Origin of the sequence: Tolypothrix sp. PCC 7601 (assembly GCF_025677855.1) — a bacterium.
Classification (GTDB): domain Bacteria; phylum Cyanobacteriota; class Cyanobacteriia; order Cyanobacteriales; family Nostocaceae; genus Aulosira; species Aulosira diplosiphon.
In genome coordinates, this window is record NZ_CP064879.1 from 5497173 (window position 1) to 5509321 (window position 12149).

Below are 12149 nucleotides of genomic sequence, written 5' to 3' on the forward strand. Positions count from 1 at the left end.
TGTATATCTCGCGCTCATTGGTCAAGGGTCAAGAGTCTTTGACTTTGGACTCTTGACTTTTGACAGACCTAACACCAGAATATTTGATTTAAGCACGTATCAACGTAAGTTTTGAGGTAATAGGATAAATATATAAAATAAGGGCACAAAGTTTGTGTCCCTACAGAATATAAATTAATACGCTTGGGTTAAGCTCATTAGCGATTAATTTATCACTTATTAAAGAAGCCAGAAGAATTGGGGGATTCTCCCCCAAACCCCCGATTGGGTGACGGTTGCGTCCCCCAAACCCCCTCCAAAATTATTGTTCTGTTTTTTGTTGAGTAACTAGTACCGCAAGGCGGAAGTCAAAAGTCAAAAGATTTATATATCTGGGCTTTTGACTGTTTGAAACGGTAGCTTTATTTACGCCGTGTTGTACTAGTTTTTTGGTTTCGTTATCAATTAATTTTCTTAACTGAACTGTATTTGAATATAAATGAGTTGCAGATATTGTTTGAATTTGGATAACAGTCTCTAATGTTTAACGTAAAATGGGGCAGCTATTTTTTAACAGGTAATACCAATTACAATCATGTTTGTGAAAAATTGGTATTACCTATTCTTTTGTTAAGGTAAAAATTTGGATTTATCTCAAATAAAAACCGCATTAATGAGAATTCATTGATGTTGGTTGTGGTGGCACCAAAATTGGTACATAGCCAGGTTCACCTTGAATTTCTTGAGGATTTTCTTGAGAATTTTCTTGAGGAACTTCAGGTTGATTTGTTTGTTGTAAATTATTGTCTGGAAATAGATTAATGGCGGCGGCTGGCGCAGCAGGAGTCTCTGTCTGAGCAACTTGAGGTGGTTTAGGCGCTAATATTTGAGCCATTTGTTGCATTAACGTTTGCATTTTCTCAGCTTGCGCGATGTTCCCTTGAGCATTGTACTCATGGTGGGCGCGTTTAAAGGCACTATTAGCAGTTTTAAAATTACCTTGATTGTATAAAGCTACACCCAAATTATAGTAAGCTGAGGCGTTTTTAGGATTATGTTGAATAGCTTGCTGGTAAACAGCGATCGCCTCTGACGTTTGCCCTTGCAATGCCATCAGGCTACCCAAGTTACTGTAAGCTACGGCATGGTCTGGATCTTGTTCTATGAGTTGTTTGTATGTAGCGATCGCTTCTTGAATTTGACCTTGCTGTTGTTGGGCGATCGCTAAATTAAAGTAAGCATTACTATTGTGAGTATCCAGATTAATTGCTTGCTGATAAGCTGCGATCGCTTCTGGTATTTGCCCTTGTTCGTACAATACTACGCCTAAATTATATTCTGCTGCTGCGATTGTCGGATCTATCAACAGGCTTTGACGATAAGCAGTAATTGCAGCTTCTCTTTGACCTTGACGTTGCAAGGCTAGACCTAAGTTGTAGTAAGCTTGGCTGGAATTAGGATTAATCTTAATTGCCTCTGCAAACTCTTGTACAGCTACATCCAAGCGGTTTTGTTGTAGGAAAATGGTGCCTAGGTAATTCCTAGCCATTCCTATTTTAGAATCTAGGCGCAATGCTTCTCTGAAGGCATATTCGGCACCTTGCCAGTCTTGACGGTGATAACGCATCACTCCCTGCTGAAAGAAACTGGCGGCTTCTAGATTCTGGCTGACGACATTCTGGGCTAAAACCTTGCTTCCTGGTAAATTAGTCAATGTTGGTACAGCCAATACCAACATTGCAACAGAAGTTGAGAGCAGCTGCCGATAAGCACTTCGGTGCAGCGCTAACTGAGAAAAACTACGAAACCACTGGCGAAGTTGATATTTCTCTGACATGAGTGGCAGGCCTCTACTTGTTCCTTAGATCCTTATTAGTCAGAGTACCCACCACAACATGAAAAATTAAAAGTCAAAAATAAAGATTTTACGGTAGTGATGTATTTGGGGAATGGGGAATAGGGAATGGGGAATGGGGAATGGGTAATGGGTAATGGGTAATAGAGTATTTGGTGTTTCCCCTCCCTCATCTCCCTCATCCACCTCATCCACCTCATCCACCTCATCCACCTCATCCACCTCATCCCCCTCATCTCCCTACTCCCCCTCATCTCCCTACTCCCCTGCCTCTTCGCTTATGGCAAAATTAACATGGCATCACCGAAGGAATAGAAACGATATCGAGCAGCGATCGCTTCTTGGTAGAGATTGAGCAATCTTTCTCTACCAATTAAAGCACTCACTAGCATTAATAAACTGGAGCGTGGCAGGTGAAAATTAGTAATTAGACCATCTACTACCCGCCATTGGTAGCCGGGATAGATAAAAAGATTTGTTTTGCCACAGAATGGTTGTAATTCTCCAGATTGAGCCGCTCCTTCTAAGGATCTGACTGCTGTTGTACCTACCGCAATTACTCTACCGCCTGCTGCTTTTGTGGCGCGAATTTGCTCTACTGTAGCGGCGGGCACTTCTATCCATTCTTCATGCATCTGGTGGGTGGTGACATCTTCTACTTCTACAGGGCGAAATGTACCTACACCCACATGTAATGTGATGAAAGCTTGATTAATGCCGCGATCGCGCAAATTTTCTAGTAATTCGGGGGTAAAGTGTAGTCCTGCTGTTGGCGCTGCGATCGCGCCTGGATGTTGGGCATACACAGTTTGATACTGTTCGTCAGTCGCTTCGGAGGCTGTGATGTAGGGTGGTAAAGGAACTTCTCCAAATACTTCTAATATTTGCACCAAAGGCACTTCCCCTGGCACATCAAATTGCAATAGCCGTCCCCCAGTTGCGGGATCGGTTTCTAAAACTGTAGCTGTGAGAGATAAAGAGGAATTCACTTCCTCATCTCCCCCTGCTCCCTTGCTTCCTTGCTTCAAAGCTCCCCTTGGTTCAAAAATGATTTTTGAGCCTACTTTGAAGCGCTTACCTGGCTTGACTAAGGCTAACCAACAGTTATACTGGCGTTCTTCCAACAATAACACCTCAATTTCCGCACCAGTAGCCTTCCGTCCATACAGTCGTGCTGGAATCACACTAGTATTATTCATCACTAACAAATCACCTGCTTTTAATAAATGTGGCAGGTCGCGAAATATATGATGTATACTTCGGGAATTAACTACCAGTAGCCGCGAGCTATCTCTGGGAATGGCAGGATTCTGGGCGATAAGTTCTGGTGGTAGTTCGTAATCATACGCAGATAATGAACGGTCTAATTCCGTATTTACTACATCATTATTTGAGTTTGGGGTCAAAGCTGCTGGTGTTAATTGTTGCTCCATTGAATTTTATTCTGCCTTTAATTCAGCCTGTTTGAGCTTTCCTTGCTCATCACAACTCTAGGCGATCGCGGCTCGATTTTACTCCCTGAATTTTTGATTGATACTATTAGGTAATACGGACACACTTAATTGAAAATTGGGTAAACCTCCCTATCCAAAAACGGGGGCTTCTACCCTACCGGGAATTGGTAATTATTACGAAGATAGAAATGTAGGATTGGCTTTGATCCCAAGCACCAACATGGAATACTTGTATTACCTGGCAAATGCCAGTCTAACTCTGAGGGTCGTTCAATACCTGCACGGCAGACCCCAGATGCCTGTTTCGTTCGTTACCGTCATCCATCAAATAGATGGTTGGGTGGTGAGGATAAAACTAAAAGGTCAAGTGTCACCCCAGGTTGATGGTGATTTTCGAGCTTTTCTGAACGAATTAGGAATCAGCTACGAACCACCAATGCGGGTGCAAATGGCACTTTGGAGTTTGGAAGCAGGACAGTGCCCTGTAGACGTGATGCGTCGCTACCAAGTAGCAATAGTTTCTCATGGTAGCCCAGAAAGAGAGGAAATTGAAGCATTTCGACAACAGTTTGTTCGGGGATTGGGCTATTGTCCCGAAACATTAGCATAATCGCCTTTAGTGGTTACATTGATAGAAAATAATTGAGTAATTGGTCATTAGTAATTTAGATGTTATATCTATTGCTGATGACCAATTACGCGTTATCAATTACAGAGTCGAAAGCGGCGGGAATGTATTCTTGTAACTGGAACTGATAACCCGCAACTACAGAAGTAGCTAAGACTTGAGGGTTAGATATCGCTTCATAAAAGTTTTTGGGGATTTTTTGGCAATAAACAATTGCCACATCAAACCGACAAGGGTAATCTGCTTTGTCTGGGTGTTGAGCTAAGAATATCTTTGCAGTCCGCCAAAGTTTTGTTTGCTTTTTTGCTGTGATGGCGCTTCTTCCCCCTGTATCCCAGTTACCAGGGCTACGAGTTTTGACTTCTATAAATGCCAAGGTGGAGTTCTGAGTGGGACTGTCATGATATTGAGCAATAATATCGATTTCTCCCCAGCGACACAAAAAGCGCCGATGCAAAATTAACCAACCTGTAGATTGCAGCCATTGTGCTACTAGGTCTTCACCTACGTCACCAATGTCGGGATAATGGGATGGAGGAGGGTTCGCCATTGGTTAAAAATATGATGAATAAAAAATTAAGTATTAGGATTTGCACAAGTATACTCTGTGTATTGCTGGGGGGAGTAGTTGCCATTACCGCAATTATTGGTTTTGTACCTACAGCTTTGGCACTAGAATACAACAAAGAAATTTTGATAGAAGCTGATTTTTCTAACAGAGATTTAACAGATTCTAGTTTTGCGAAAGCTAATCTCAGACAGAGCAACTTTTCTGGTTCAGACTTGAGTGCTGTTAGCTTCTTCGCAGCTAATTTAGAATCGGCAAATTTTGCAGGAGCAAATCTTAGCAATGCTACTTTAGATTCAGCTCGTCTTATCAAAGCAAATTTGACAAATGCAGTGTTAGAAGGTGCTTTTGCTGCTAGTGCTAAGTTTGATGGTGCGATTATTGATGGCGCAGATTTTACTGATGTATTGCTGCGTCCAGATGAGCAGAAAAAATTATGCAAGGTTGCTAAAGGCACTAATCCCACTACAGGACGGGATACGCGAGATAGCTTGTTTTGTCCTTAGCAATTGAGAAAATAAATTTCAGTTTTTTGCGGCAATGTTTTAGACTTGCCAGCAAAACTTTGAGTTTTGAGATTGAATGATGGTGTTTGGCAGGCGATCATACTGTATCTAATCATCAAGCTCCAAACTACCAAAATTCAATCCTACTTTTGCTGAAACTGGCACAGCAACCAAGCGCAGACTTTAGATTGACTGATTTCAAGGCTACGGCGTAAGGCTTCGGCATGATTATCTGCAAGCCCCATACACAAAATATATTCGTTTATTTACTTCAAAGCGATCGCATGATGGCGAATGTGGTCTTCGATAAAGCTGGCTATAAAATAGTAGCTGTGGTCATAGCCTTCTTGATAGCGCAAGTTGAGGGGTTGGTTGACGGCTTGACAACTTTGCTGAAACACTTCTGGTAGCAATTGTTCAGCTAAAAATTTATCAGCAGTTCCTTGGTCAATGAGAATGGGGCTATGATACGCTCCTAGCTTGATTAATTCACTAGCATCATAGTTACGCCAATCTTCTTGATTTGTTCCTAAATAACGGCTGAAGGCTTTTTGTCCCCAAGGACAGCGCATCGGTGCAGTAATGGGTGCAAAAGCGGAAACTGATTTATAAAGATGGGGGTTTCGCAGCGCACAAACTAGCGCCCCATGTCCCCCCATTGAGTGACCGAAAATACCTTGTTTTTGAGCGATGGTGGGAAAGTTGGCGGTAATGATTGCGGGTAATTCTTGGACAACATAACTATACATTTGATAGTGCGATCGCCAAGGTTCTGTTGTCGCATCCACATAAAAACCTGCACCTGTGCCAAAATCCCAATCCTCATCCTCACCGGAAATCCCTGTATTGCGCGGACTGGTATCTGGCGCAACTAGCATTAACCCATACTCTGCTGCGTAACGCTGCGCCCCAGCTTTAACAATAAAATTCTCTTCAGTGCAAGTTAAACCAGCTAGGAAATAAAGAATTGGTACAGGTTGTTGACTCGCCTGTGGTGGTTGATAGACTGCAAAGCGCATTTCCCCGTTACAAGTCGAGGAGAGGTGGGAGTAAAAGCCGACTTTACCACCAAAGCTTTTAGATTCGGAAATTAGTTTGAGGTTTGTCATTTGTCATTTGTCATTTGTCATTTGTCATTTGTCATTTGGTAATGGGTAATTGGTAATTGGGTGTTTGTTACTCTTTTCCCCTCATCTCCCTCATCTCCCTCATCTCCCAATCCCCAATCCCCAATCCCCAATAATGACAAGCTTCATTTTGGGAATACTAAATTCACCTCCCAGTAAATTTCATCACTCAACGGTTATGGTTAGCACGCAAGTTAGTATTCCCGGTTATCGCATCAGCGAAGAAATCTACAATGGCTCGAGAACGCTGGTTTATCGTGGGTATCGAGAGGCTGACCATCAACCTGTGGCAATTAAGCTGCTAAAAAATTTTTATCCTAGTTTTAGTGAATTGGTGCAGTTTCGCAATCAGTATACCATTGCCAAAAATCTTCCATCGCCTCTGGTCGTGCAAACCTATAGCCTGGAACCCTATCAGAATGGCTATGCATTAGTGATGGAGGACTTTGGGGGAATTGCGCTGAACTTGTGGTGGGATAGGGGGGAAGCTGTAGGTTGTTTGCTGGAGTTTTTGAAGATTGCGATCGCTCTATGCAATATTCTAGATGTTCTCTATCGCCAGCGCATCATTCATAAAGATATCAAACCTGCCAATATTTTAGTTAATCCCGAAACTCATGAAATTCGCTTAATTGACTTTAGTATTGCATCTTTATTGCCAAGAGAAAGTCAAACTGTTGTCAGTCCTAATATTTTGGAAGGAACGCTGGGATATTTATCTCCAGAACAAACGGGGAGAATGAATCGCGGAATTGATTACCGCACTGATTTTTACTCTTTAGGTGTAACTTTTTACGAATTGCTGACTGGAGAATTACCATTTCAATCAAATGACATGATGGAGATGGTACATTGTCATATTGCCAAACAACCAGATCAATTCAAAATTCAAAATTCAAAATTCAAAAATGGGGAATTGATTCCGCCAGTTCTGTGTGAGATAGTCATGAAACTGATGGCGAAAAATGCGGAAGAGCGCTATCAGAGTGCATTAGGACTGAAATATGATTTAGAAACATGCCTTGAGCAACTACAGACAACGGGGAAAATTGATAGCTTCCCAATTGCACAAAGGGATGTGAGCGATCGCTTTATTATTCCTGATAAACTTTATGGTCGGCAAACTGAAGTAGAAGCGCTGTTAAATGCCTTTGAGCGAGTGAGCAAAGGTAATACAGAAATGATATTAGTTGCTGGCTTTTCGGGAATTGGTAAAACTGCTGTTGTCAATGAAATCCATAAGCCGATTGTCCGTCAACGTGGTTATTTTATTAAAGGTAAATTTGACCAATTTAATCGTAATATTCCTTTCTCGGCTTTTGTGCAAGCTTTACGCGATTTGATGGGACAATTGCTGTCTGAAAGTGACGCACAACTACAAATCTGGAAAAATCAAATTCTCCAAGCTTTGGGTGATAATGCTCAGGTCATTGTGGATGTAATTCCGGAACTAGAACAGATTATTGGTGTGCAACCACCTGTAGCTCTACTAGGAGGAAATGCAGAACAAAATCGCTTCAATTTACTATTTCAAAAGTTCATTGCTACTTTTACGACAAAAGACCATCCTCTAGTCATATTTATTGATGATTTACAATGGGCGGATAGTGCTTCGTTAAAGTTAATAGAACTATTGATGGGAGAAAATCATCATGGCTATCTATTGTTAATTGGCGCTTACCGGGATAATGAAGTATTTCCAGCCCATCCTTTAATGGTGACTTTAAATGAAATTAGCAAAAAGCAAAGCAATTTTTCTACCATTACCTTAAGCCCACTCAAAATATCACAGATTAATCAACTAATAGCTGATACGCTCAATTGTTCTCTGGATATAGCTTTATCTTTAACTAAGTTAGTTTATCAGAAAACTCAAGGTAATCCCTTTTTTAATAACCAATTTCTGAAAGTCTTGTATGAAGAAGAGTTGATTATCTTTAATATTGATGTCGGTTATTGGCAATGTGATATTGCTCAAGTTAATACCTTAGCGCTGACAGATAATGTAGTAGAATTTATGGCAATGCAGCTACAGAAATTGCCACCAGCTACACAAGAAGTTTTACAATTAGCAGCTTGCATTGGTAATTTATTTGATTTAGAAACTCTCTCGATTGTCCATCAAAAGTCCCAAGTTGAAACTGCGGCGAATTTATGGCGCGCTTTACAAGTGGGTTTAATTATCCCCACGAGCGAAGTTTATAAGTTTTTTCAGGGAACGAGTAATAATTCTGAAGGCAAATTTGCTCACGATTCTCATAACCAGGTTGCTAGTTATAAATTTTTACATGACCGCGTTCAACAGGCTGCTTATTCTTTAATTGCTGAAGACAGAAAGCCCCTAACTCATTGGCAAATCGGCAATTTATTATTAAATAATACGCCTAAAGTTAAACAAGAAGATAAACTATTTGAAATAGTTAATCATTTGAATCTTGGAAAAATATTAATTTCTGAACCACAAGCATCTTTAGAATTTATTAATTTAAATTTAAGAGCTGGAACAAAAGCTAAAGCAGCAAATGCCTATGCTGTCGCATCTGAATATTTAAAAATAGGCGTAGAATCTTTGCCTGCAAATAGCTGGGAAACTTATTATAATCTGACCCTAGCGCTGCATGAAGTAATTACAGAGGTATTGTGTCTCAGTGGCGATTTTGCGGCAATGGAAACCTACGCTGATGTCGCGTTGCAAAAAGCCAAATTGCTACTTGAACAAGTGCCTATTTATAACATTAAGATTCAAGCTCATATGGCACAGAGTAAGCATCTTGACGCTTTACAAGTCGCGCTGAATGTGTTGGCAATGTTAGGTATAGAATTACCGAAACACCCTGATAAAAGCAATATAGAGCATGAGTTGGATGTGACCAAGCGTCTATTAGCAAATAGAACTTCGGCAGATTTGCTCGCACTACCAGTAATGACAGATGTCACTATTAAAGCTGGGATGCAAATTCTTTCTAATATTATTTCTGTTGCTTATCAAGCTGCTCCTGAGTTATTTAGGCTAATTGTACTCAAGCAAGTTCAACTATCTCTCAGCTACGGTAATGCGCCAGAATCTACCTATGCTTATGCTACCTATGGCTTGATGTTATGCGGCGTATTAGGCGAAATTGATGCAGGCTATGAGTTGGGACAACTAGCATTAGAGTTAGTCAATCAACTTCATGCAGTGAAGCTAAAATCAAAAACTATTTTTGCTGTCAATTGTTTTATTAGACATTGGAAAGTTCATCTCAAAGAAACCTTAAATTCTTTATTAGAAGCATACACTTGCGGTTTAGAAACAGGAGATATTGAATATGCGATGATGTCTGCTTATGTGTTTGGTAGATACGCTTACTTAAGTGGTCAAGAATTGGGCGAATTAGCGCAAGCTATGAGCAATTATGCCAATGTTATGAAGCAATTAAAGCAAACCACATACTTGAACTTTAATAGTATTTACCAACAATCGGTTTTTAACTTACTAGGAATGGCAGATAATCCTTGTTTGTTGATTGGTGAAAGCTACAACGAAGCAGAAATGTTACCATTACATTATGCTGCTAATCAATTCAGCATTATTTGTCAGGCTCATTTTTGTAAGTTGATTCTTTGCTATTTATTTGGCGAATATGACCAAGCTGTAGAAAACGCCAATGTAGTGAAGCAGTATTTCAGCAGCATTACTAGCTTGGCTGTGATTCCAACTTTTTATTTCTATGAATTGTTGACACAATTGGCTTTGTATCCAGATTCACCATCTTCACAGCAAGAATCTATGATTGAATATGTCACCAACAATCTAGAAAAACTGAGAAAATGGGCTAATTACGCTCCTGCAAATTATGAGCATAAATTCTGTTTAATTGCAGCAGAAAAACATCGAGTATTAGGGCAAAAAGCGGAAGCTATTGAATATTACGACCGCGCTATTATCCTGGCTAAAGAAAATCAGTACTTGCAAGAAGCAGCACTTGCTAATGAACTGACAGCTAAGTTTTATTTGGCATGGGGTAAAGATAAGGTAGCTCAATTTTATATGCAAGAAGCTTACTACTGCTATGCTCATTGGGGTGCCAAAGCCAAAATTCAAGATTTAGAAAAACGCTATTCTGAACTGTTATTGCCGATATTTCAAGCTCAAAATCATCGCTTCCAACTGAGCGAAACTTATATTTCTACTATTGACGCGTCCTCCTATCTCAATCAAACTATCCAAACTACTAGATCTAGTAGCAGTAGTAGTATTTCTAAAAATCTTGATTTTGGCACTATTTTTAAAGCCTCACAAGCTTTATCTAGTGAAATTGAATTAGCAAAATTGCTCAATACCCTCATGGAGGTATTGATGACAAATGCGGGTGCAAAAAAGGCAGTTTTATTAGTAGTTAGAGATGGCAATTGGTTAATTGAAGCAATTGCTACGACAAACGAAGGTACAAATCAGCAAACTGTACCATTAGAAGTTAGTCAAGCGATTCCGGAAACATTGGTAAATTATGTCAAACGTAGCGGTAAAACTGTGGTTTTGGATGATGCAACTTCCCAAACTGATTTTATCGCTGACCCTTATTTGATGCAGCAACAACCAAAAAGTGTGATGTGTACACCAATTTGGCATCAGGGCAAATTAATAGGTTTATTGTATTTAGAAAATCAATTAACGATCGCAGCCTTTACTCGCGATCGCACAGAAGTTATCCAACTATTATGTACTCAAGCTGCCATCTCCCTAGAAAATGCCCATCTTTACCAACAAGCTCAAGATTATGCCCAAAAGTTGGAACAGATGCTGAAGCAACTGAAGCACACACAGCTGCAAATGGTACAAAATGAGAAAATGGCTTCCTTAGGTAATTTAGTTGCAGGGGTAGCCCACGAAATTAACAATCCTGTAGGCTTTCTTAAAGGTAGCTTGAATAATACTGAACAGTATATTCAAGACTTACTTACCCATCTGCAATTGTGGCAAGAAAACAACCCGATTCTCGCTCCTGCAGTTATCGATCATGCCGAAGAAATTGATTTAGAATTCCTAACAGCCGATTTACCCAAGCTGGTGGATTCAATGAAAGTTGCATCTGAACGCATCAAAGATATTAGCACCAGTTTGCGTACCTTCTCACGGGCGGACACATCGGAAAAAGTTGCTTGCAATCTCCATGAGGGGATTGAAAGTACTCTGTTGATTTTGAAATATCGCTTGAAAGCTTCAGAAAAACGCCCAGCTATTCAGGTAATCAAAGATTATGGTGATTTACCCCAGGTTAAATGCTTTTTAGGGCAGCTCAATCAAGTATTTATGAATATCTTGGGTAATGCGATTGATGCCTTAGATACAGCCAGCGAGGGGCTTTCTTTTGCTGATTTAGAAGCTTATCCTCAGCAAATTACTATTCGTACAGATATCTCTGATGATGGACGCATAGCAATTATTGGCATCAAAGATAACGGCCCAGGAATGCCCGAGTCAATTCGCGATCGCATTTTTGATCATCTGTTTACCACCAAAGAAGTTGGTAAAGGAACCGGATTAGGATTAGCGATCGCGCGTCAAATTGTTGAACAAACCCACAATGGGCGTTTAAGCTGTAACTCTGTTCTGGGTGAAGGGACGGAATTTGTCATCGAAATTCCCGTGTAAACTCTACTAGCCATGCAATACTTGTCGGTTAAGGGCAAAAGGGGAAGGGGAAAAGGGCAAGAAAAAACCTTTAACCTTTTCCCCAAACCAAATTCCGAGTTGACAATCCTTAACCGAGCAGTATTGACTAGCCATGAATCTATGAAGAGGGGCGCAAAGCTTTGCGCCCCTGCAGATGTTTGATGTGTTGCAACAATCTTTTCCAGATGAGATTGATGTCTAATCATTTTATTATTACAGATTATGAAGAATTTTTAATCTATGCTGGTGCTTTGACAGTTAATGTACAGCCTTGTCAGCAGACTGAAGAACATACCCGAGGAATTATCCACAAGCGCAAATCCTTTTTGTGAGAGTGATTGGTGATATCAGATAGCAAAACAGTTACTAGAAAACA

Annotated in this window: 9 protein-coding genes; 4 read left to right on the forward strand and 5 right to left on the reverse strand. The window is 40.3% G+C overall.

Features of this window, described 5'->3' with window-relative positions:
• Positions 1 to 649: 649 nt before the first annotated feature.
• The 3 genes from HG267_RS22580 to queA all read right to left on the reverse strand — a co-directional run bounded on the left by HG267_RS22580 (position 650) and on the right by queA (position 3267).
• Positions 650 to 1816, reverse strand: a complete 1167-nt coding sequence (locus tag HG267_RS22580) for a tetratricopeptide repeat protein (protein WP_071989340.1) — start codon at positions 1814 to 1816, stop codon at positions 650 to 652.
• 66 nt (positions 1817 to 1882) lie between these two features.
• Positions 1883 to 2056, reverse strand: a complete 174-nt coding sequence (locus HG267_RS22585) for a hypothetical protein (protein ID WP_168160916.1) — start codon at positions 2054 to 2056, stop codon at positions 1883 to 1885.
• Positions 2057 to 2112: 56 nt separating this feature from the next.
• Complete coding sequence (gene queA, locus HG267_RS22590; RefSeq protein WP_045868080.1) at positions 2113 to 3267, reverse strand: tRNA preQ1(34) S-adenosylmethionine ribosyltransferase-isomerase QueA; 1155 nt, start codon at positions 3265 to 3267, stop codon at positions 2113 to 2115.
• Positions 3268 to 3508: 241 nt separating this feature from the next.
• Here queA and HG267_RS22595 point away from each other — a divergent pair, with 241 nt between their 5' ends.
• Positions 3509 to 3898: a hypothetical protein gene (locus HG267_RS22595; protein WP_045868874.1), complete on the forward strand. Its 390-nt coding sequence runs from the start codon at positions 3509 to 3511 to the stop codon at positions 3896 to 3898.
• Between the two features lie 85 nt (positions 3899 to 3983).
• On the opposite strand, the gene HG267_RS22600 is transcribed toward HG267_RS22595, so the two are convergent.
• Positions 3984 to 4466 carry a YraN family protein gene (locus HG267_RS22600; RefSeq protein WP_045868081.1) on the reverse strand — a complete coding sequence of 161 codons (483 nt, stop codon included), beginning with the start codon at positions 4464 to 4466 and terminating at the stop codon, positions 3984 to 3986.
• A gap of 14 nt (positions 4467 to 4480) precedes the next feature.
• On the opposite strand from HG267_RS22600, the gene HG267_RS22605 reads away from it, so the two are divergent.
• Positions 4481 to 4990 carry a pentapeptide repeat-containing protein gene (locus HG267_RS22605; RefSeq protein ID WP_045868082.1) on the forward strand — a complete coding sequence of 170 codons (510 nt, stop codon included), beginning with the start codon at positions 4481 to 4483 and terminating at the stop codon, positions 4988 to 4990.
• Positions 4991 to 5256: 266 nt separating this feature from the next.
• Here the strand turns inward: HG267_RS22605 and fghA are convergent, their stop codons facing one another.
• Positions 5257 to 6099 carry an S-formylglutathione hydrolase gene (gene fghA, locus HG267_RS22610; RefSeq protein ID WP_045868083.1) on the reverse strand — a complete coding sequence of 281 codons (843 nt, stop codon included), beginning with the start codon at positions 6097 to 6099 and terminating at the stop codon, positions 5257 to 5259.
• A gap of 196 nt (positions 6100 to 6295) precedes the next feature.
• On the opposite strand from fghA, the gene HG267_RS22615 reads away from it, so the two are divergent.
• Positions 6296 to 11752, forward strand: a complete 5457-nt coding sequence (locus HG267_RS22615; RefSeq protein WP_045868084.1) for an ATP-binding sensor histidine kinase — start codon at positions 6296 to 6298, stop codon at positions 11750 to 11752.
• Between the two features lie 215 nt (positions 11753 to 11967).
• Positions 11968 to 12105, forward strand: a complete 138-nt coding sequence (locus HG267_RS22620; RefSeq protein WP_155538968.1) for a hypothetical protein — start codon at positions 11968 to 11970, stop codon at positions 12103 to 12105.
• Positions 12106 to 12149: the final 44 nt, after the last annotated feature.